Raw genomic sequence first — 21,021 nt, 5'->3', positions numbered from 1 at the left:
GCGCGTGTCAATATAGCCTCCTTATTGTCTAAATAACTATAGGCTTATTTCTTATTTACATGTGATTAATTCCTAAACCAATTGCCTCGTGTTCAAAGCCCCGAACCGGTGCTCCGATTGTCCCGTAAACTGCTACGGCAATCCATTCGCCTTCTGCTTCATGTTCGAAAGGTGTACCCCGGACAATCGCAAAACGAAGACCTGCAGTACGCAGCATGCCGCCTAATTCCACCTGGCCGCGCGTTACTCCGTGCATGGCTTCAATGATGGCGTGATACAGCGAGTGCATTTCACGATAGACATCTTGGTCTACTATTCCTTGCCGTTTCGCCAGTGTTTCGATGGCCGCCACAATTTTTTGAAACTCCATCGACCCTACTTTACCTTTACCGAAACGCCATCCCAGCTGCTGCAGTTCGTTCTCAATCTTTTGATCTTCTGATTCACTCTCAGAGAACGAATACAAGACCGCCTGACGTCCGATCCTTGTATCAAGCTTTTTCATGTTGTACCTACTTCTTCAGATGTACTCACATCTAATTTTCACTAATGACTGACTCTATTATTGCAGATGAAATACAGTTGGTCAATACAAGTTAGAAAATAAATAAAGCGCTTTCTTTGTAATAATGATTCAACAGCTGCTGAATCACACAATCATTCAAACTGACGTGAAAGGTTTGCCATCTCAATTGCCGAAACCGCTGCATCCCAGCCTTTGTTACCCGCTTTTGTACCTGCGCGTTCGATAGACTGCTCAATCGTATCTGTCGTCAATACACCGAAGATGACAGGGACTCCTGACTGCAGTCCTGCCTGCGATACTCCTTTGGCTGCCTCATTGCAGACATAGTCAAAATGAGGTGTCGCTCCGCGAATAACGGTACCTAGCGTAATCACTGCATCGTATTTTTTTGAATCTGCCATTTTTTTCGCAATGAACGGGATTTCAAATGCGCCCGGTACCCACGCGATGTCTACATCTGCTTCGTCTACGCCATGTCTCTTGAATGCATCTTGTGCTGCTGAAAGCAATTTCCCTGTAATAAATTCATTGAACCGCCCTACGACAATTCCCACTTTTAATCCTGTACCTGTTAAATGTCCTTCAAATAATTTCCCCATTGTATTCTCTCCTTAGATTGTTAATAAATGTCCGAGCTTTTCTGCTTTTGTTTGTAAGTATTTTTCGTTTTCTGTTTTCATTGGCAGTTGAATCGGCACCCGTTCAACCACTTCCAGTTCATAGCCTTTCAAACCCGCTATTTTCTTTGGGTTATTAGTCAACAGACGCATTTGTCTGATGCCGAGTTCTCGCAGAATCTGTGCACCGATTCCATAATCGCGCAAGTCTGCTGCGAAGCCCAGCTTTTCATTGGCTTCTACTGTGTCGTAGCCCTGCTCCTGCAGTTCGTATGCCTTGAGTTTGTTGATCAGGCCGATCCCTCTGCCTTCCTGACGCATATACAGCAGTACGCCGCGACCTTGCTGCTCAATCTGCGCCAAGGCAGCATGCAATTGAGGTCCACAATCACAACGGCAAGAACCGAATACATCTCCCGTCAAACATTCTGAATGAACGCGCACCAGTACAGGTTCGTCCGTTGTAACATCGCCTTTGACCAGAGCTACGTGCTCTTTTCCGGAAAGTGATTCTGTGTAGCCGATCATCCGGAATTCACCGAAATCAGTGGGCAGCTTGATTTCTGCTTCTCTGACAACCAATTGTTCCTGCTGCAGACGGTAATGAATCAAGTCCTGAATAGTGATTAATTTTACATCGAGCTCTTCTGCCATCTGACGCAATTCAGGAACACGCGCCATCGTGCCGTCATCATTCATAATTTCGCATATGACGCCTGCCGATGAACTTCCGGCAAGCCTTGCCAGATCTACTGCCGCTTCTGTATGCCCTGTGCGTTCCAGCACACCTCCGGATTTTGCAACTAAAGGAAAGATATGGCCTGGCCGTTTAAAGTCACCCGCTGTTGCGGCAGGCTCCATCATCTTGACAATCGTATCGGCACGTTCAAATGCGCTGATGCCTGTATGTGTTGAGCTGTGGTCGACACTGATTGTAAAAGCGGTGCCGTGTGAGTCGGTATTATGATCTGTCATCATCTGCAACCCAAGCTGCTGCGCTTTCTCCTCCATAATCGGCACACAGATCAAACCGCGTCCCTTCGTCGCCATGAAATTAATGATTTCAGGCGTAACCTGATCAGCCAATGCGACGAAATCTCCTTCATTCTCACGGTCTTCATCATCTACCACAATGACAACTTTGCCCTGCTTTAAATCTTCGAGTGCCTCTTCAATTGTATGGAACATATTATTTCTCCTCTCACATCTACTTACATGAATCCGTGCTGTCGTAGATAATCTTCTGATATCGTTTCTTTGTTACCTTCCCGTCGATTCAGCATATTTTCCACATATTTCGCGAGCATATCACATTCGAAATTAACGGTTTCACCGATTTGCTTCTTCGCAAGCACTGTCATTTCCTGTGAATGTGGAATGAGCGAAATCGTTATGTCTGTTTGATTGACATCAAAGATCGTCAGTGATGTGCCGTCTAACGCAATTGAGCCTTTCTGCAGTAAATATGATCCGAAGTTTTCCGGTAATGACAGTCTGATATATAGTGCATTATCGACAATCCGTTTTTCCCGGATTACAGCTATTCCGTCTACATGCCCAGTAACAAAATGACCGCCGAATCTACCGTTTGCTGCGAGTGCACGTTCCAAATTCACTTTGCTTCCGGCAGTCAGCTGACGTAGCGATGTAGAGAATACAGTTTCAGGCATGACATCAGCCGAAAACTGTTTATCTGTAAACTCCGTAACTGTCAGACACACTCCGTTTACTGCGATACTGTCTCCCAGATGAACATCAGTCAGCACTGTGGAAGCGCTAATCGTTAGCATCATCGATTTAGCGCCTGGCTGTACACTCTTTACTGAACCGATTTCTTCAATAATTCCTGTAAACAATGCTCAATCCCTCTCTTTCGGTCTTGCTGTTATTTTGATATCAGGACCGATCATTTCTACACTTTCAAAAGTGAGCTCTACTGCTTCATTCATAAAATGCGGATTCATACCACTTACCGGCGTCAGTGATTCTTTCCCACCCAGCAATTTAGGTGCCATATAGCATATTACTTTCTGAACAGCACGTGCTGTAACGAATGAAGAATTGACCGTTGCTCCACCTTCTACGAATAGCGTCATAATGCCACGAGATCCAAGTTCCAAAAGGATTTCATTGATTATCAGTTGAGATTTCGGCATACGAATGATCTGAACATGAGGTTTTGAAAGCAATTCTTCCCGTTTAGACTCTGCGTCATTTGCGCAAAAAATCCAAGTGGGTGCTTCACTGTTTTGAATCACTTGACTGTTTTCCGGCGTTCGTAGCCGGCTATCTAAAATAACTCGAATAGGAGATTTTCCACCTTGGGGCAGTCTGGTGGTGAGAAGAGGGTTATCATGAAGAAGAGTTTGAACGCCTACTAAAATCGCATCTTGAGTATGACGAAGCAGATGGACATCGAGTCTGGCCTGCTCACTCGTCACCCATTTACTGTCACCTGTTGATGTTGCAATCTTACCGTCAATAGTCATTGCTGTTTTCATTGTCACATGAGGTGTTTTTGTTCGAATAAAATGAAAAAATGGTTCGTATAATTTCCGCGCCTGATCAGTGCATAATTCTTCCTGCACCTCTATACCGGCCGCGCGAAGACGTTCAATCCCGCGGCCTGCAACGAGCGGATTGGGATCTGAAATCGCGACAAATACACGTGTTACTCCGGCTTCAATCACCGCGTTTGCACACGGAGAAGTTTTGCCGGTATGCGAACAAGGCTCCAGCGTGACATACAAATCAGCGCCTTTCGCCTTTATGCCTGCCATATCCAGCGCGACACGCTCGGCATGACTTTCACCCGCCTGCATATGTGCACCCATTCCGATAATTCGGCCGTCTTTCACTAAAACAGCACCGACTGGCGGATTAGGAGACGTCTGACCTGCAACATTTTCTGCAAGCTTCAGCGCCATTTCCATATAGTCTTGATTCACTGCAACACACTCCAACTTGCTGTATTCCTCTGTAACGTGACATAACAACACAAAAAGCCCCGCAGAATAAAAATGCGGGGCTTGTAACCATGACAAAATAAGCGTTATAAATGATTCATTTAAAAAACGCATTGTTCCTTCTCTCATCCAGACTTTAACTGTCGGCTTTGGAGTTTCACCAAATCCACCTTCTGCTAATTAAATTCATAATAGCATCCGGGTCACGGACTTAGAGCTCGTAGGCTCATCACCGTCGGTAGGGACTTCCACCCTGCCCCGAAGGAAACTTATTCGATTACCTACGAGTCTAGCACACTCGATCAGTAAAAGACAATAACTGAATAATTATTCAGTTAAAAATACCCAGATATCTATTGTATAACATTTCATTCGGACAGTGGAACTTCCGACAGTCTGAAAAATTGATAGTACTGCACGGTTTCTTCCGTTCTTCGTACATTGATCAATGCGTATCCCTCATTACATAACTGCTGGAAAAGTTCTCTTGTTTTCATTCGCCAATCCAGCGCAAGCTCCGGGTTATCCACTTTTATGCGCTGTATATGTTTGGGTACAGGGACTTCAATCGCATCTGAAGTTAGCCAGTCCTTTCCTTCAGTCCGCTGCAAAACGGGATGTTGATGATTAGCCAAAGCAATCTGAAACGGGCATATGTAATCTATACCTGATGGCTGCCATTGCTCTTTCACCCGTGGACTGTTAATCCACCAAGCCAGTTGAAAACGGTCAGTTGGTAATCCCTTATTCAATCCATCCTCCAACTCTCCGTAGCAATTCACAATATATTCATAACTGACACCATATAATTTAGCAGTATTTAAATAAGCATTGCGGCTTTCAAGCGGATCAAATGTCCAGACGATCAGTTCATAGCCCATTTCACGCGCAAGACGCAGCTGCTCTTCTTTCAACAGTCTGCCGATTCCCATTGATTGAAATTCATGGTCGACAGCGAGCATATGTGAGCATAAATAAGACTGTCCTTCCGAAAACCCCGGAAAACTGTAGGAATACCCAATCATCCGCTCGCCTGCGAAAGCTCCTACAATTAGACCGCCATTCTTTACAGCTGTAATTGTTTGATGAACTGGAATTGGTTCCATATTCCAGATTTGTTTTTCCAATTTCTGTACAGCGTGAATTTCATCAATCGCCGTCACTCTTCTAATTCGAATCGCTTCTTTCATCTGCTCACCTTCCAGTCGTTCAAGTAAAATTATAAAATAGTCCACCCTCATTTTATCATAAAAAAAAGACCTCTTTCACCTTTAGTGAAGAGAAGTCTTTCAGTTTAAAATGTCAGCAAAATCATCATTGCAAACAGCAGTGTCATATAGTTTACAGAATATAAGAACATAACGTTTGCCCATTTATGATTATCTTTTGCATAAAATCCGTAAATACTGGCGCCGATATAGCCCAGATTCATCAATGTGGCGACCACAAGGAAAGTCGTGCCGAACATCGGCAGTAAAAATGGCAGCGGCAGCAGGCACAATACATAATTCAACATTTGCCGCTTAGTGAAGTCAAAGCCTTTAACGACAGGAAGCATCGCAACATGTGCTGCTTTATAATCATCATATTTTTTCATCGCGATCGCGAATGTATGAGGCATTTGCCAAATAAATAAAATAGCGAACAGGACAATCGGCACAATATGGTTGGCGGACATAATAGCAGCCCAGCCGATCAAAGGGGTTACAGCGCCTGATATACTTCCGATTACCGTATTTAATGTATACTTGCGTTTAGACCACATTGTATAGGGTATCACATACGTAAACCAACCAATAAATGCATAAAGTGCTGCTTCAAGAGTAGTAAATAACAACAATAACATACCAATCCCAGATAATATCAAGCCAATATTCAATACCGTTTTCAGTTTAAAATTCCCGGTAACTGTTGGACGTTGCTGCGTTCTTTCCATAAAGGTGTCGATGTCTGAATCGTACCAGTTATTCATCACCAGCGCACCTGCCATCAAGAACGTGCTGCCAATCATCGTCAGCCAGAATACACTCCAATTCCCTGCGAGTGTCATGCCTGAAAAATGTAAAGCCAGCCAAAAACCAGCGAATACAGGTAACACATTCGCGATCAGGACAGGTCCTTTTATCAACGATTTAATATCTGAGAAGAAGGCAGACGTCGAGCGGCTATGTGTTCTAGCCGGTTCAATATGGACTTCTTTCGTCATGAGATCCGTTCTCCTTTTCTGCTTATGTTTCACAATCAATAATTAGCTTAACAATCTATATTCATAACTATATCATTTTCTTAAAAGCAAAAACAAAAAAACACGATATTTTTTACAAAGTGTTACAAATCTTTGTCCACACGAAAAAGAAAGGGGAATGTTTAGATACCCCTCCCTGTTTTTTATTCATTCTTACCTGAAACTCCTGCACTCTCAAAAGTAGCCATTTCATTGATCATTCGCATAGCTGACTGGATCACTGCAAACGCAACCGCTGCGCCAGTACCTTCTCCGAGACGCATATTTAGTGACATGATCGGCTCCTTGCCTAGATACTCATATGCTCTTTGATGACCTGGTTCCATCGATTGATGACCTAGCAGCATATAGTTGACTGTCCCTTTGCCAAGCCGTTCAGCCACGCACGCTGCTGCCGTCGAAATAAAACCATCGAGAATAATAGGTATGCGGTTTGACGCTGCTGCGAGCATAGCGCCTGCCATAGCTGCCAGTTCCAAACCGCCGACTTTTCGCAAAATATCATAGCCGTCTTTTGAGTCTGTCTGATGAAATGCTAATGCGTTCTTTACAACCTTAATCTTGTGAAGGTGCTGTTCGGAAGAAATTCCTGTTCCGTACCCTACAAGCTCTGTCGGGTCTAAACCAGTCACCGCGGCTACTACTGCGCTGCTCGTCGTGGTATTTCCTATACCGACTTCTCCAACAGCCAAACAGTCTACGCCCTTGTCAAATAACAGGATTGCTTCTTCATAACCTGTTTTCACAGCACGTTTAACTTCTTCTGCAGTCATCGCTTCTTCATTAGCAAAATTTCGGGTACCCTGCCGTATTTTACGATTCTTCACCGGGACTTCGAATTTCTCACCCATCACGCCCACGTCAACTAATGAAAATTCTGCCTGCTGCTGCCTGCCGAACACATTGATCGCCGCTCCGCCTTGTGCCATATTAGTAACCATCTGGCGCGTCACTTCTTGTGGAAAGGCAGATATGCCTTCCTCTGTAATCCCATGATCTGCAGCAAATACCAAAATCCCCAACTTTTCAAGACGCGGCATAGCCTGTCCTTGCATTTCTGCAATCTGTATAGCAATTTCTTCTAACTTCCCTAAGCTGCCTACTGGTTTCGTCAGTGTATCTATATAGTTTTCACATTTTTCGCCTGCGTGCTGATCAAGTGCGGGTATTATGTATGCATCCAACTCTATTCCTTCTTTCATTTTATAGTGTTTAAACCAAGTTTTGATCTATCTGTACAGTATATCACTTGGATCTGAAAGAAGGACATCTTCCAGACACCCCATGAGAAATTTCGACACAATTCTCTAGTAAATAACGGCTTTCACCATGTATAATTAGAGTATAAGCGAATACATATGATTTGCTGTCTTTCAATAAGGGTATAGAATCCCAACAGAGAAGAGGAGTCGATGCACATGATCAGCGAAAAATTAGCACAAGCATTGAATCACCAGATGAACAATGAATTTGCTGCAGCACAAACGTATTTATCTATGGCGTCTTATTGTGAGTATCAAAATTATAGTGGTTTTGCCCACTTCTTTCTTCAGCAGGTGGAAGAAGAGCGTTTCCACGCCATGAAAATCTATAACTATTTGAATGACCGCGGGATTCGTGCCATCATTACGGAAACACCGGCACCTGCGACAGCGTTTGATAATTTAGTTCATACGTTCGAAGTAGCATTGCAACAGGAAAAAGAAGTAACTAGATCATTTTATTCAATTATGGATATGGCATGGGAAGAAAAAGAACATGCAACGATTTCATTCCTGAACTGGTTCTTGGACGAACAAGTGGAAGAAGAATCGACATTCGATACACATATTGAATATTTGAAACGTATTCGTGAAGATAAAAATGCATTGTTTATCTACGAAAAAGAGTTGGCTCAGCGTTCTTTTCAAGCTGAATAATAAATAGGCAAGCGAAGGTTAAATTCCTTTGCTTGCCTATTTTTCAGCTATAATTTTTTCCAGACAGCGCTGACAAATACAATATTTATACAACTCTTCTGTTGGAATACGTTGGAAAACTTCTTCAGGAAATGTTTTAGCGGTACACCAGCACGCCCTATTTTCTTTTGGCAGTCCGTTGCCGCAATGGTTGTCCCCTTGGCAGATGGGACAGACATCCGCTTTGCTCATAACCTGTGCTTATCGAGTTCAGCTGTCTGCTGCTTCTCCAGCTTTTCCACTCGTTCTTCCAATTCTTTATTGCGTTTCATGCTTTCCATCGAATACAATCCCGCCAATAACGCTACGACAAATGTTGCATAATTAAACCACTCCATACAGTCAGCCCCTCTTTACTTTTCTTTTTTCAGGCTCATCACCAAAACATGTACTTGAAAGTGCAATTAGTAAGCAGGTGGGGATTAGAGCAAAAGCCGTTCTTCGTTACGGCTCTCGTTGCAGACGGTACGCTTTCTGGAGTGTTTTAGCCGTGAGCACACACGAAGTGAGTCATGCAACCGTTGCCAAGCGAACAGCGTAGGGTTCGCTTTGTCGTATTTCTGTGCACTTTACAGAAATTAAGACACCAGCCGGCGTACTTAGATTGCCTTCCACTCCAATCCTACCTACTATGTATACAGAATATGGTATTCACATTGTAGTATCCCTACAGCTAGCGTGTTATAAAAGTGCTCCGTAAAGCCAAGAACAGATTATGATTAAGAGCCTTTTTTCAAGAATGTCTTATACACCTTTTTTAATGTTGCTGGATTCAGTTCCATATCATTTTCATACATATATTTCACCGCATATCCAAGTGCGACGGTCATCGAACCTGCAACGCTCGCTGCAACTACCATACCTGCGCCTGGAACCACTTTGACGATCTGACGAAAAGCAGTTTTCCCGATATTGCCGACAACGGTTGCGATGATCAATTCTTTTGCATGATCCTTCGTAATCGGTTTGCCGTACAGTGTTGACAGTTTCAGCATTAGACCGACCTGCAGTGTAGTGAGCGGAACAAAATCTGCACCGGGTATCGGTACTGCACCTATTGCTGCCGCAGAAGCACCGGCTGATAAAATCCAACGTTTAGCGATGGATGACTTGTCCGCCATATTGGCTGCCAGTAATAAGTCTTTATTAGTTTCTTTCAGCTGCTGCAGAATCTCTTTCTGAAGATGTTCCATATGCTCACCTGTCTTAGATGAAATCGGGATGACAGGATAGGCAAACCCAGTATGCTCCAGTATATAGTTCACTAAACTTGGAATGTCATCCGCAGCATCAATTTTATTAAGAACAATAATGATTTTTTTATTACGTGTCGCGATTTTATTCAACGATTTCAGTTCAGCATCTGACAGTACCGTACCCGCCGCGTTCAGAAAGAATAAAATGACATCCGCTTCATTATAAAATTTTAGCGTCTCTTGTGAATGTTCTTGATAAATATCATCGAGTCCGGGAGTATCTACAAACAGAATGTTCTCTCTGTAATAATACTTCTTCACTTCTTTCGTTTCCCCAGGCTGCGCGCCTACTTCTGCCACACCTTTTTGCATCAATCGGTTCAGTGTAGAAGATTTTCCTGCATTAACGTCACCGATCATCGCGACAAGAATTTCTTGTTTTAACTGCTTATTAATTTCATCTGTTTCTTGCTGAAAAATCTTATCAAATGAGTCATCAGACATAAAATGATTGCCTTTCATAAGAACACATCCATTCGTTTTGTTGTAATATTCGAATTTCCTTGTTATAAAAAAAGCATCAGTCAAGAACTACGGTTGACTGATGCTTTTCTATTTTGATTCTCTTAATAATAAGGCGAAATCAGTATATACACAAGTACACCGGTCAGACTAACATACAGCCAAATCGGCATCGTCCAGCGTGCGATTTTGCGGTGACGCTCATTCTCCATGTTCCAAGCTCTTGCAACACTTGTCAGAGCAAGGGGCACAATGGCTGCAGCCAAGATAATATGCGTGATTAGGATGAAGTAATAGAAACCTGCCATGAATCCGCTGCCGCCAAAAGGAGTAGATTCGGATAAAAAGTGATACGAAACATACGTTACAAGAAACAGTGCTGTCGTGCAGAATGCGGCATAAATAAAACGCTTATGCACAGTGATATTCTTTTTTAGAATTGCGACCAATGCGCAGACCAGAAAAATAAAAGTAAAGCTATTGAAGATGGCATTCAGTAAAGGCAGAATCGTAATATCAAAAGCTGTGAAATTTTCAACTCCCGGCATTCCCGCCAGCACGCCGATCGCGCCGATAAGGATAACCGAAATAATAATTATTGCCGGTTTGTAATTACGTTTTTTGAACGAGCCGGTATTCGCTGTGTGATTGTTGCTATTCATCTATAGACACTCCTAATTCTATATTTATAAACTACCCTTCATGTTAGCATATATAACCTGCATTCGACGTTAATTTTGTGTCGAATTTTGAACTTGATTGGATGTTTCCTCATGAAACTCTTCAATGATTTGAATGAATTTTTGAATGGTAGGCGTCAAATAGGAATCAGAGCGTCGGACAAATACGGTTTTAATGCGGCTGTATTCCGGCGGTAAATGATAGGTATGCACCAACCCCTGTTCCACTAAGTGCGCAACGGTGGATTTGGGCACAAATGTCACACCCAGTCCTGCCGCCACACTTCCCAGAATTGTTTCAAGTGTACCGAATTCCATCATTTTTGTCGGAGTGAACTGTTCATCAGCAAGCCACAGCTCCAGTCTGGCGCGGTATCCGCAACCTTTACTGAAGCACAGAATTGGTTCATCTTTGATGTGTTCAATTGATTGGAACGGTTTATCGGATATGAGAACAAGTTCCTCTTCCAGCACATCATGCACTGCAAGATCGGGATGCGCAGTGCCAGCCGAAATAAAAGCACCGTCCAATTGATGATGGAGTACTTTGTATTGCAGCTGTTCCGTCACGCCCGTCAATAAAGATAGATCCACTTGTTTGTATTTTTTATTGTATCTGGACAGGATCACAGGCAGTTTAATCACCGTTTCGACAGAGCCGATCTCCAGTTTCCCTGAAGGCTCTTTATCGTTTTGCACGACTTTCCTCATTTCATTCGTCAGCGAAAGAATTTTCTCACTGTAAACAAGCAGCCGCTTCCCTTCCGGCGTCAGAATCATCCCCCGATTATGCCGGTTGAATAAGGGTGTTTTCAGTTCGTTTTCTAGCTTCTGAATTCTGGATGTGATATTTGACTGGACATAACGGAGCTCTTTTGCCGCTTCCGTAATCGTCCCTTTTTCTGCAACCATCTGGAATATCTCCAAGTCTTTAAACTCCAATTTACTCCCTCTTTTCTCTGTTATCTCTATGGTATCAAAAATAATGATAGTATTCATCATTATTATTCGTTTTACATGATGGCAAATTTTTAGTTTACTAGAGTAAGTACTTCAAGGAGGTCCGATCCAATGAAAAACAGAATTGTATGGGGGGCATTTTTATGCTTCATCGCCGCAGCGTCCTGGGGTGCGATGTTCCCTGTTGCCAATAGCGCATTTCATGCCATTGATCCATTTTATTTTACCTTGATCCGCTATGTATCGGTAACCGTTTTACTAGTCATCTTGTTATGGTGGAAGGAAGGTAAACAGGCGTTTCGAATGGAAAAGCGAGGTCTTTCCCTTTGGTTCTTCGGGACAATGGCATTCGTTGTCTATAACCTTTTCATATTCTGGGGACAGGACTTGATGGGAGAGCCAGGAATTATGGTCGCGTCTATTTCTGAAGCAATGATGCCGATGATCTCCATTGTCATCGTCTGGGTCATTAGCCGACATAAGCCCCATGGTTTCACGCTGGCTTGTGTATTCACGGCATTTATCGGGGTCATGCTGGTCATTACGAAAGGCGATTTGCGTTCGTTCTTGACTGCAACTGATGATATCGTACCTTCCCTGCTGATCTTTTTGGCAGTAATCGGCTGGGTCATCTACACAATGGGCGGAAACCATTTCAGCGGCTGGTCCGCTCTGCGTTATTCCACTCTGAGTTGTCTGCTTGGTACGGCGACTGCTTGTGTCGTGGTGTTTTTCGTCACACTGACAGGCTATATCTCGATACCGACTGTTGCGGTTTTGCAGACAGTCACACCGCATATGCTGTTTATGATTATATTCCCGGGTATCATTGCATTGCTCGGCTGGAACGTCGGCGTGCGGATCTTATCTCCATTGAACGGCTTGCTGTTCATCAATTTCGTACCTGTGACGACATTGGTCATTTCATTTATACAGGGTTATCAACTGACTATGTTTGATTATATCGGGACGGTCTTCATCATCGCTTCACTTCTAGGCAATAATATATTTTTGCGTATTCAGCAAAAACGTAAGGATGAAGCGAAACAATACAAGAACCCCTCTGCACAGCCGACTGCGACGGCATAAAATAAGCAGGTATGCGTAACCGCTAAGGGTTGCGCATACCTGCTTTATTCTATTCAATTTTGGATCACCACCAAAACATGTACTTGACAGTGCACTTAGTAAGTAGGTGGGGATTTAGAGCAAAAGTCGTTGTTCGTTACGGCTCTCGGTGCAGACGGTACGCTTTCCGGAGGGCCCACTATATACAAAGAATGTGGTATTCATATTAACCTACCTTTACGTCTGGTGTTATATGAAAAATATATCGTCAAGTCAATAACAAAATACGGCTAAAAGACTAAATTTTTAAAACGTAAAGCGGTGGACAATGCGATTTAGCGCAGCGGCCTGGTCCGTAAGCCGAACTGCATCGCTTGCCAACTGCTGAATGCCTTCGATCTGCTCGTCCATTCCTGCAACGGTTTCTGTTACGCTTTCCGTGAATTGCTCGGAGATGGAGGTAATTTGTTCAATGATTTTTTCAATCTGTTCACCGTCTTTAATTAGTTCTTCTGCGTGTCTGCTGTTGCTACTGACAGCGGATTTTGTTTCGATGACTGCGTCGTTCATTTGATGGATCGACTGTCCAGCTACTTGTACGATTTCTACACCTTCTTGAATCGTTTCGGTATTCGACTCTACTTGCTGTACTGCGATTTTCACTTCATTATTTGTCTTCTCTAATGTACGTACGACGTCGTTCGCAAAATCATTCGTCTCTTCCGCAAGCTTTCGAACTTCATTGGCAACGACTGAAAAACCGCTGCCCGCTTCACCTGCTCTTGCTGCTTCTATCGAGGCGTTTAATGCCAATAAATTGGTTTGCTCCGCAATTTTCGTGATCAATGATACTTTTTGGATGACTTGATTAATATCATCCGCCACTTGCATGATTTTCTGTGAAGACATTTGAACTGCTTCATTAATCTGCTGCATTTTCTGTTCAGATTCTTCAATTGCCTGACTGCCTTCTTCTGCAGCAGTAGATGCCTCTTCAGATTTAGAAAGGGTTTGCTGTACACGCGACTCCATCTCGCGAATCCCCTGCATCATCGTCTGTACCATAGCGTTTGCAGATTGAAGCGATGAAAGTTGCTGCTCTGTTCCACTTTGGAAATTTTGCATCGTGTCGCCATATGCGGTAAAAACACCGGATATACGCTTAGCTTCAGAAGCCTGATCCTCGCTGATTCGGTCCACAATACTAGATGACTGATCGAGCTCTTGCACAATATTCTTTGTTCCAATAACCATTTTATTGATTTCAAATCCAATTTGGTTGAACTCGGATCGAGAACGTTCTGTTACTTCTGCAGTAAGATCCCCCGCTGATATCTTTCTTGTCACCCTGCGCCACGAACGGATGCCCCTCATGACAATTTTATAGAGTGAAACCGTCATGATGGTAGAAATGATGAGTGAAGCAGCAGAAAATGTCGCTCCCTGACTGAAGGTTAGATCAAAAATATATGCAATGAACGCCATTGCGAAGGCTGGCAACAGAATCGATGCAGTCATTCCGTAAAGTATATATTTTTGATGTACAATCCGGCCAAGCCGCAGATTATAACGCATTCCATTGACTTGAGTAATTGGTGCGGAGGCATCAATTAGACGCTCGCCTGATTGCCGATCGTATATTTGCAGCAAAGGCTCTCTCGTGTTGGCGGCTTTTAGTCCAGCTGGATCGGAAAATTGGGTTCCTTCCCACAGACGATTCGTGTGGATATAGCTTTTTCCTGTTTCATCGACGATGACAAAGTATTCATCCTCTTGTAGTTCATCGTCCAACAGCTTGTGCAACTGCTGATAATTCGAATGAAAGGAGTGTTCGTTAGTAATTAAAGGCTGAATGCGCTTTGTGACGTCCTGCACTTTACTCAGCGCTCTTCTTGCCGATGGTTTTTTCAAAAGTTTTTCCATTCACGTTCCCCCGTCCAGTGCCTATCTACTATATATTGACTATGCCACACAGTGAGATAAAAGTAATAAGAATTTTGAATAGTAAGAGTATTTTTCAGAGAATGTACTGTTACTCAGCATGTTCGGGTATGAGAATCACTGGACATTTCGCTAAGTGAAGGACTTGCTTACTGACACTCCCAATTGCTTCTTGTTTTCCTTTACCGATTGCCATGGCAATATAGCGGATTTCAGGATCATTGGATTCTGCGATAATTTCCATCGCCGGAATGCCGATCCGAACTTTCGCAGAGTATTTCTCATATTCTCCCTGCAGCATCATGCCGCCCTTTTTTATCGTCGGCAGACCAAGTTCCTTTAGAGAAGGTTGAATATTCAACAACACAACTTCATCATCAAATAACTTCGCCAATTCTATTGCATGGTGGACTACTTTGAATCCGGCATTGGAGCCGTCTAACGGTACAACAATCTTCATATAAATTCCCCCCAAACTTTATTTAAACAACATTAGATAGCTAATTAAGTAGCCAGTTTAATTGTACATCAATATCCCTATTCTTCCAATACTATACAGTGCAGAGGAATTGATTTGTTAGTCGGATTCTTTTACGCTGTGTAATGAGCTATTTTCAAACTGAATTAGGAGTGTTATGACATGAAGAAACTATGGCTACTACCAATGCTTGCATTATTTTTAGCTGCATGCGGAAACGACGAAGAAGCAAAAGATGAAGACGAAATTTCTATAGATACGATTGAGCCTGAGGAAGATACTGCAGAATCAGATACAATTGCACCTGTAAACAGTGAAATGACTCTTGAAGAAGAAAATGATGTTTTGAAAAAGCATATACCTGTAGGCGAGCTTACATCTCGCGTAGAGACTGACAATCCTGGTAAACGAATTATCCTTTTTGAGAATCAAAGCGGTGAAAAGGTATATAAAAGTATCTTCATCAAGCATGATCAATATGTAAAAATCATCGACCTGAAAGATGACAACCTACTCTACGAGGGCCAAATTAAAGAGTAAATAAGTGCTCAGACATGACTTGTAACCCCTTCGATTCACGGGTATAAAATACGATTTAAAGAACAAACTAGACCCCTAATTCGCATATGAATTGGGGGTCTATTAAAAGTGATTATCAGGCAATATAGACAAACCGATGCAGTTATAAATGCTCTATACTTTTCTCGCCATTTATATAATTTTGAAGTTTTTTTATTGACCAAGAATCCATCCCTCTCTTGAGTACAATGTCAAAATTTTTTTGCTCAATTGTGTCACATATGAATTCAATAAATGCCCTCATTTATGCAATAAACATAATACCTCTTAAGAATTCACACAACTATCTTGGTCTTTATTTTATCATATCGCATTAATAAAATATCTTCCTTGTGGTGCTTTAATTTCAAAAAAATACTTTTCGTTTTTCTTTAAGCCATCCAATTTAACACTTTTTCCAGACTTCACTTGAATATCATCGACTACTACTTTACCATTGATATCTTTCACTCTAATAAGGATATCACTTTCCATTTCACTTCCACTATCAATACTTTCACTTCCACTATTTACAATAGACTTTTTCCAGAAAACACGATCATATATTAGATAATTTTCTTCATTAAAATTCAGGCTCTTCCATTCTTCACCATCGTCAGTTATATTTACTATTCCGTGGGCCATTGGGAAAAAGAATTGGTTAACAACCCCTACATTTTGAACGACCTGATAACTGATTATCATAATTAGAAATGTCAACAGCGAAGCAGCAATGACTTGGATACGTCGCTTTTTATTGATTCGTTTAAAAGGTTCTTTCGCCTCTTCAACATTTGGTTCGACAATGTATTGTGTCGGCTGTTGCATCATTTGCATCGTTTTGTTGCATTGGACACAATCCTTGATATGAGTTTCTACCTCAGAAGCCGTTTCTTTACTACAAACACCATCAATATAAGAAGGTAATAAATCCTGTATAATATTACATTTCATTCAAATTCATCCTTTCTGCTAAAGTGCATTTTGCACGATAATATGTAACTCTTGCCCAATTTTCATTTTTATTGAAGATAACTCCAATTTCCTTGAAACTTAAATCCAGCTTTGTTCGAAGTAAAAAAATTTCTCGATGAGGTTCCTTTAACTTTTGAATCTCCAGATGAATTGTCTGTTGTATATCCTGTTTTATCATAGCTACATCTGGTAAATCTTCATTGGAATGAAAGTCTATACCAGTTTGTGCTAATTGTTCAAGGCTTGAATAATTCCTATACTTCTCCCGTTTTAAATGATCATAGTAGGAATGCTTCGCAATTTGACATAACCAAACTGATATTTTGCACTCGCCATTATAACGTTCGATAGATTTTACAGCTTGATAAAATGTTTCTTGCGTCAATTCTTCTGCTAAATCCACATTTGATGTTAAACAAAGAAGGAAAGCTTTTACTTCATTTGCATAGGATTTATAAACTTCGCTTAAATCCTCCACCCAATTCCTCCTTCCCTCTGATGCTAACTGGCATACATATATATAGAATGAAAACCACATTCGTTACAAGAAATGATAAACTTTTTTGGGGAAAGTAAAAAAGCTTAATTCCCTACAATTTTAGCAAGGAATTAAGCTTACTATCTTTTTCAATTTGACCCGTTACAGACACAGTACATCTACCACAAACGCGCACGATAACTGAGATCTAATTATTATTTACTGCCTCTTTTTTATCATCAAACACTATGTCAATGCTGACTATAAGAAGTGCTGTTAAAAATACTGCTAAGCCTGATAAAACTACTGTTGTCATTAATTCATTAACAATATATATTACAATCCAGCTTAAGATTAATTTAATAAGAGCTATCCAAACCCATTTTTCTTTACTAGGTAGATTTGCTCTCTTTATAAAAAATAACGTGACCTGCTCTATTATTTCAAAGAAAATGCCAACCAAAAAAGTAAAGAATATGAATAGCAGTAAAGATCCAATTGATTCATAAGAAACACCAATCAAAGAGAAAAAACCTGCTAGACCAAAAATAATTCCACCAAAAACTATACCAATCGATACTGCTACCAGTAGAGTCATTGCCACCCCAATAATAATCTTATCCCTAAATTGCAACACCAATCACCTTTTCCAAGTCAATCCACTATATGGCATGTTTGCGATATGAACTAAATCGGTAATTACGCAAACGCACACGATTGTCGTTTTATTATGTAAAAGTCTTAAAGATATGATAGAAGAAGTTTAGTAAGCACAAGAAGTAAAAACATTAGAAAATGCTCTTCCCTTTAAATCTTTCATCATAACTAACGTAAGTTCCACCTATCAAATCATGAATAGCTCTCTTGTCTTCTCTGAAAATCACCATGAAAATACTTACTATATTCGATATGCCGAAAGTCATATATACAAGGAGAACTTTTCCTACAACTTCTCTTAAAAGCATATTTTTTAAAGTTAATTTTTGCTCGTCAATTCTTTTCACCTTAATTTTAAACATATGCTTTCCAACGCTATATCCGCTCCATAGTAGTGGGACAGCTGTTAAATATAAAACATCAATAACTTGCCAAGTTATTCCCGAGGTCCAATCATACGAATATTCCCCTCTAATAAAGTACAAAACAAAGGTAATAGGTAAAACTATAATGAAAAAGTCAATAAAATTAGCTAACAGTCTTTCACCTAAACCGCTTGGATTTTTATTCAAAAACCCATCTCCTTTTCATAGTTATATTCAACACACTTTTTTATTTGCTCATACCGTAGTAGATAAAACCATGCTACTACATTCATAATACCCCCATTAATTGACAACAAGTATTTGGTCTGATTGGGGCACCTCGTTCTAATCCTCAATCAAATAAACAGGTGGAACAGAATTTCTATTGCAATGGGTAGTACAGCTACTGAATAATTACTCAACGAACATCTATAAGGTGTTCGTTTTTTCATTTCCATCTATCATATTTCTGTCAAACGCGAAATGAAAACTCCACTTATCTTATTTTACAAAGTGTCCAGTTTGAAGGGTAGCCGCTTTCCCACAACTGCACCCGATTCGGGAATAACAGATTTAAATATTACGCTTTAATAAGTTTATTGCATAGTACATGAGTGAAATCAAAAAGGATAACAGTATTACGATTACCGTGCCAAATATATAAATAGCTGTTTCAGCATAATCACCACCATCAAACAAACTACCACATACAAAATATAAAACCGTACTAGCAATTATCGTTAAGAAAAACACACTAATATATTTAGACATATTATCCCCCTCTATAAGTCAATCTGGCCCTATTGCGGTATTGGGACATTTGCTTATCAAGCAAACGCACCCGATAGTTGTATTTAACTATGCCTTTATTTTTTAGACATCTTTCCGTCTTCTTTTTCTTTTAATCCTTCTATTTCCTCAAGTACCATTTTTGTACAAACAACCATTACCCCACTAAGTAGAACCATTCCAGAATAAATCGGGAGCAAATCTCCTATATCCATGCCAAAGAAATAATAGAAGATGGAAGGTACAACTGCAAAACTTAGAATGGCAAAGACAACCATTGTAGCAATTGCTGCTTTCAATACATCACCCCTAATTTTGAATTTACGATTCGCATTCTTCGCGACATACTTTAACCTTTATACTACAAAATGGCCCATATTCTTGAATACTTTATAAAACAAACGCCCCCGTTAGCTTAACAATTTCAATTCAAGAGTTATAGCCAAACGAGATTATAAATATCATTGCAATCAAAGATGCAACGATAAAAACCGTAGAAATTAAAGTTATAATTACGGTTAAACTCTTCGGTATGTTAGTACGATTTTTCCAAGTAGCTACTAGCAGGAAAACACTTAGTAAAATTATAATAAGAAAAATTGATAAGAATGCAGAACGCTCTTTAATCATAAACCACAAATCCATTTCGTCTGCTCCTCCCCCTATGCCTCTTAACTCAATGATCTGGCCCGTTTAAAGCACAAGCCTTATTCCGTTATTGCCCCCGATTGCTAAAGATTTGTTTTTTGTAAGATTACTCTGTCATTGCTATTACTCGAAGTAATCAGATTCAAAAAAAGGATTAACTCTAATTTCCCTTAAAAAGTATTTTATTGATGTATGTTTATTTAAGTATTCTCGTTTAGGAATTAACACTTCTCTTTTCAAACGCTCGTGTAGTTCCTTATCAATTTTAAAAGTTGAGTAAGCATATTTCTCACTATTTTCCTCTTCAATCCGAATTAAAAATGAAATGATATATTTATACATACTAGGAAAATCACTTTCAATTTGCTGGTGATGCTTTATAAATGCCTTAATAAATTCTTCCAAATAAGATTCTCTATCTAAAAACGGAAAACTACAGAGGCTATACCAATTTCCTAAATACACTGTAAGTACAGCAATCGCATAGCGACGTGTTTCCTTATCTGAAACACCAAAATAATTGTAATACGCTTCTTTTTCAAAGCTTTGACCTGTATCGAAATAGCCGATTTCGATTCCCTCGAGTCCTTTTTTCACTTTTTCAATAATATCATTTGACACGATGATTCCCCCAATCAAAGAATGAATTATTTCCTTGATACTACCATAAACCATCATCTCTTTATTGCACTAATTGGCCAGTTTATGAAACATGATCTTTTAAGACCTATGTTTATTTAATTTCTGTTGTAAATACTCTTCTGATTTTCCTTTTGCGATGCTAAGAGTTTCCCAATTTTCGTCTTTTAATTGCTTTCCAATATAAACCATCTGACCAACGTGATAAGCATAATGAGCCATCTGCCTTTCGATTGCTTCTAGCACAGTGTGCTTCTCACCACGAATTGATATATATTTTAATAAGTCTTGGTTTTCTAACCCATTGATTGTATCAAGAAGTGTATTCCAGCCTTTTTCCCAAATAGCTATCATTTCTTGTCTTGAGGAAATGTCATCATCAAATTCCTGATCGCGATTTCTAGAAGTCTTTTCTCCATCCGTTGTTAAAAAGTCTGTCCATCTGGAAATCATATTCCCACTTACATGTTTTGCAATAATCACAATGCTATTTGAAGACTCGTTTAATTTCCAATGTATATCTTCTTCTGATAATTGGCTTATTGTTTTATCTCCTAAATCTTTGACACTTTCAAATCTTTCTTTCACAATCTTCAAGTATTCATTTCCTAAATCCATAAAAACACCCCTCTCCGTTCTGTAATTTTCCCCCTATATTGATCACAGCACTCTTTTCCGTATCTCAAAACCATTATACCAAAGATATCCAGTAAAATTCAGATAAATGAAAAAGCACCGCTACATACGGTGCTTTT

At 40.5% G+C, this 21,021-nt stretch carries 25 protein-coding genes and 1 riboswitch; of the genes, 3 read left to right on the top strand and 22 right to left on the bottom strand.

Translation table 11 applies throughout. From position 1 onward, the window contains the following. Positions 1-55: 55 nt before the first annotated feature. The 8 genes from hutP to cobT form a co-directional block, all read right to left on the bottom strand. The gene (gene hutP / locus Q1J64_RS04920) at positions 56-505 is read right to left on the bottom strand and encodes a histidine utilization transcription antiterminator HutP (protein WP_301107971.1); all 450 of its coding nucleotides are present in this window, start codon (positions 503-505) and stop codon (positions 56-58) included. A gap of 152 nt (positions 506-657) precedes the next feature. Beyond that, positions 658-1,125, bottom strand: a complete 468-nt coding sequence (gene ribH, locus Q1J64_RS04915) for a 6,7-dimethyl-8-ribityllumazine synthase (RefSeq protein WP_301107970.1) — start codon at positions 1,123-1,125, stop codon at positions 658-660. 12 nt (positions 1,126-1,137) lie between these two features. Continuing rightward, positions 1,138-2,331: a bifunctional 3,4-dihydroxy-2-butanone-4-phosphate synthase/GTP cyclohydrolase II gene (locus Q1J64_RS04910; RefSeq protein WP_301107969.1), complete on the bottom strand. Its 1,194-nt coding sequence runs from the start codon at positions 2,329-2,331 to the stop codon at positions 1,138-1,140. 23 nt (positions 2,332-2,354) lie between these two features. Beyond that, the gene (gene ribE, locus Q1J64_RS04905) at positions 2,355-2,999 is read right to left on the bottom strand and encodes a riboflavin synthase (RefSeq protein ID WP_301107968.1); all 645 of its coding nucleotides are present in this window, start codon (positions 2,997-2,999) and stop codon (positions 2,355-2,357) included. A gap of 3 nt (positions 3,000-3,002) precedes the next feature. Beyond that, positions 3,003-4,091: a bifunctional diaminohydroxyphosphoribosylaminopyrimidine deaminase/5-amino-6-(5-phosphoribosylamino)uracil reductase RibD gene (ribD, locus tag Q1J64_RS04900; RefSeq protein ID WP_301107967.1), complete on the bottom strand. Its 1,089-nt coding sequence runs from the start codon at positions 4,089-4,091 to the stop codon at positions 3,003-3,005. A gap of 131 nt (positions 4,092-4,222) precedes the next feature. Next, positions 4,223-4,379: riboswitch (FMN riboswitch) on the bottom strand. A 98-nt stretch (positions 4,380-4,477) separates the two neighbouring features. Further along, on the bottom strand, positions 4,478-5,344 hold the full coding sequence (locus Q1J64_RS04895; protein ID WP_301107966.1) for a GNAT family N-acetyltransferase: 867 nt from the start codon (positions 5,342-5,344) through the stop codon (positions 4,478-4,480). Positions 5,345-5,403: 59 nt separating this feature from the next. Continuing rightward, positions 5,404-6,315 (bottom strand): heme o synthase, encoded by a 912-nt coding sequence (cyoE, locus tag Q1J64_RS04890; RefSeq protein ID WP_301107965.1) that lies wholly within the window; start codon positions 6,313-6,315, stop codon positions 5,404-5,406. 182 nt (positions 6,316-6,497) lie between these two features. Then, on the bottom strand, positions 6,498-7,538 hold the full coding sequence (gene cobT / locus Q1J64_RS04885; protein ID WP_483315957.1) for a nicotinate-nucleotide--dimethylbenzimidazole phosphoribosyltransferase: 1,041 nt from the start codon (positions 7,536-7,538) through the stop codon (positions 6,498-6,500). A 234-nt stretch (positions 7,539-7,772) separates the two neighbouring features. Here cobT and Q1J64_RS04880 point away from each other — a divergent pair, with 234 nt between their 5' ends. Beyond that, complete coding sequence (locus tag Q1J64_RS04880; protein WP_301107963.1) at positions 7,773-8,273, top strand: ferritin; 501 nt, start codon at positions 7,773-7,775, stop codon at positions 8,271-8,273. A 36-nt stretch (positions 8,274-8,309) separates the two neighbouring features. Here Q1J64_RS04880 and Q1J64_RS04875 read toward each other — a convergent pair whose 3' ends face one another. From Q1J64_RS04875 to Q1J64_RS04855, 5 genes are all read right to left on the bottom strand, one after another. After that, complete coding sequence (locus tag Q1J64_RS04875; protein ID WP_301107962.1) at positions 8,310-8,504, bottom strand: cysteine-rich CWC family protein; 195 nt, start codon at positions 8,502-8,504, stop codon at positions 8,310-8,312. After that, positions 8,501-8,650 (bottom strand): hypothetical protein, encoded by a 150-nt coding sequence (locus tag Q1J64_RS04870; RefSeq protein ID WP_301107961.1) that lies wholly within the window; start codon positions 8,648-8,650, stop codon positions 8,501-8,503. The genes Q1J64_RS04875 and Q1J64_RS04870 overlap by 4 nt, the downstream gene beginning before the upstream one ends. 381 nt (positions 8,651-9,031) lie before the next feature. Continuing rightward, a complete protein-coding gene (locus Q1J64_RS04865) occupies positions 9,032-10,030 on the bottom strand; it encodes a YcjF family protein (RefSeq protein ID WP_301107960.1) in 999 nt (332 codons plus the stop codon). Positions 10,031-10,134: 104 nt separating this feature from the next. Beyond that, entirely contained in the window at positions 10,135-10,692 is a 558-nt protein-coding gene (locus Q1J64_RS04860) for a DUF420 domain-containing protein (protein ID WP_301107959.1), read from the bottom strand. A 69-nt stretch (positions 10,693-10,761) separates the two neighbouring features. Next, entirely contained in the window at positions 10,762-11,652 is an 891-nt protein-coding gene (locus Q1J64_RS04855) for a LysR family transcriptional regulator (RefSeq protein ID WP_301107958.1), read from the bottom strand. Positions 11,653-11,781: 129 nt separating this feature from the next. On the opposite strand from Q1J64_RS04855, the gene Q1J64_RS04850 reads away from it, so the two are divergent. Then, positions 11,782-12,759 (top strand): DMT family transporter, encoded by a 978-nt coding sequence (locus Q1J64_RS04850; protein ID WP_301107957.1) that lies wholly within the window; start codon positions 11,782-11,784, stop codon positions 12,757-12,759. A gap of 285 nt (positions 12,760-13,044) precedes the next feature. Here Q1J64_RS04850 and Q1J64_RS04845 read toward each other — a convergent pair whose 3' ends face one another. Together Q1J64_RS04845 and Q1J64_RS04840 are read right to left on the bottom strand one after the other, a co-directional pair. Further along, positions 13,045-14,661, bottom strand: a complete 1,617-nt coding sequence (locus tag Q1J64_RS04845) for a methyl-accepting chemotaxis protein (RefSeq protein WP_301107956.1) — start codon at positions 14,659-14,661, stop codon at positions 13,045-13,047. Positions 14,662-14,770: 109 nt separating this feature from the next. Further along, positions 14,771-15,139, bottom strand: coding sequence for a universal stress protein (locus Q1J64_RS04840; RefSeq protein ID WP_301107955.1), 369 nt, complete (start codon positions 15,137-15,139; stop codon positions 14,771-14,773). 180 nt (positions 15,140-15,319) lie between these two features. On the opposite strand from Q1J64_RS04840, the gene Q1J64_RS04835 reads away from it, so the two are divergent. Next, complete coding sequence (locus Q1J64_RS04835) at positions 15,320-15,697, top strand: hypothetical protein (protein ID WP_301107954.1); 378 nt, start codon at positions 15,320-15,322, stop codon at positions 15,695-15,697. 342 nt (positions 15,698-16,039) lie between these two features. Here the strand turns inward: Q1J64_RS04835 and Q1J64_RS04830 are convergent, their stop codons facing one another. From Q1J64_RS04830 to Q1J64_RS04800, 7 genes are all read right to left on the bottom strand, one after another. Continuing rightward, positions 16,040-16,669, bottom strand: coding sequence for a zf-HC2 domain-containing protein (locus Q1J64_RS04830; protein ID WP_301107953.1), 630 nt, complete (start codon positions 16,667-16,669; stop codon positions 16,040-16,042). Next, complete coding sequence (locus Q1J64_RS04825; RefSeq protein WP_301107952.1) at positions 16,659-17,168, bottom strand: RNA polymerase sigma factor; 510 nt, start codon at positions 17,166-17,168, stop codon at positions 16,659-16,661. The genes Q1J64_RS04830 and Q1J64_RS04825 overlap by 11 nt, the downstream gene beginning before the upstream one ends. Before the next feature lie 208 nt (positions 17,169-17,376). Next, complete coding sequence (locus Q1J64_RS04820; RefSeq protein ID WP_301107951.1) at positions 17,377-17,802, bottom strand: YrvL family regulatory protein; 426 nt, start codon at positions 17,800-17,802, stop codon at positions 17,377-17,379. A 154-nt stretch (positions 17,803-17,956) separates the two neighbouring features. Then, complete coding sequence (locus Q1J64_RS04815) at positions 17,957-18,397, bottom strand: RDD family protein (protein ID WP_301107950.1); 441 nt, start codon at positions 18,395-18,397, stop codon at positions 17,957-17,959. A 659-nt stretch (positions 18,398-19,056) separates the two neighbouring features. Beyond that, positions 19,057-19,278 carry a hypothetical protein gene (locus Q1J64_RS04810; RefSeq protein WP_301107949.1) on the bottom strand — a complete coding sequence of 74 codons (222 nt, stop codon included), beginning with the start codon at positions 19,276-19,278 and terminating at the stop codon, positions 19,057-19,059. A 472-nt stretch (positions 19,279-19,750) separates the two neighbouring features. Then, complete coding sequence (locus Q1J64_RS04805; protein ID WP_301107948.1) at positions 19,751-20,248, bottom strand: hypothetical protein; 498 nt, start codon at positions 20,246-20,248, stop codon at positions 19,751-19,753. A 99-nt stretch (positions 20,249-20,347) separates the two neighbouring features. Beyond that, the gene (locus Q1J64_RS04800; protein ID WP_301107947.1) at positions 20,348-20,884 is read right to left on the bottom strand and encodes a DinB family protein; all 537 of its coding nucleotides are present in this window, start codon (positions 20,882-20,884) and stop codon (positions 20,348-20,350) included. Between the last annotated feature and the right edge of the window lie 137 nt (positions 20,885-21,021).

Origin of the sequence: Sporosarcina sp., from assembly GCF_029257255.1 — a bacterium.
In the GTDB taxonomy this organism is placed as follows: Bacteria; Bacillota; Bacilli; order Bacillales_A; family Planococcaceae; genus Sporosarcina.
Note: the sequence above shows the minus strand (reverse complement) of the source record. Positions and strands in the feature narration are given on the sequence as shown.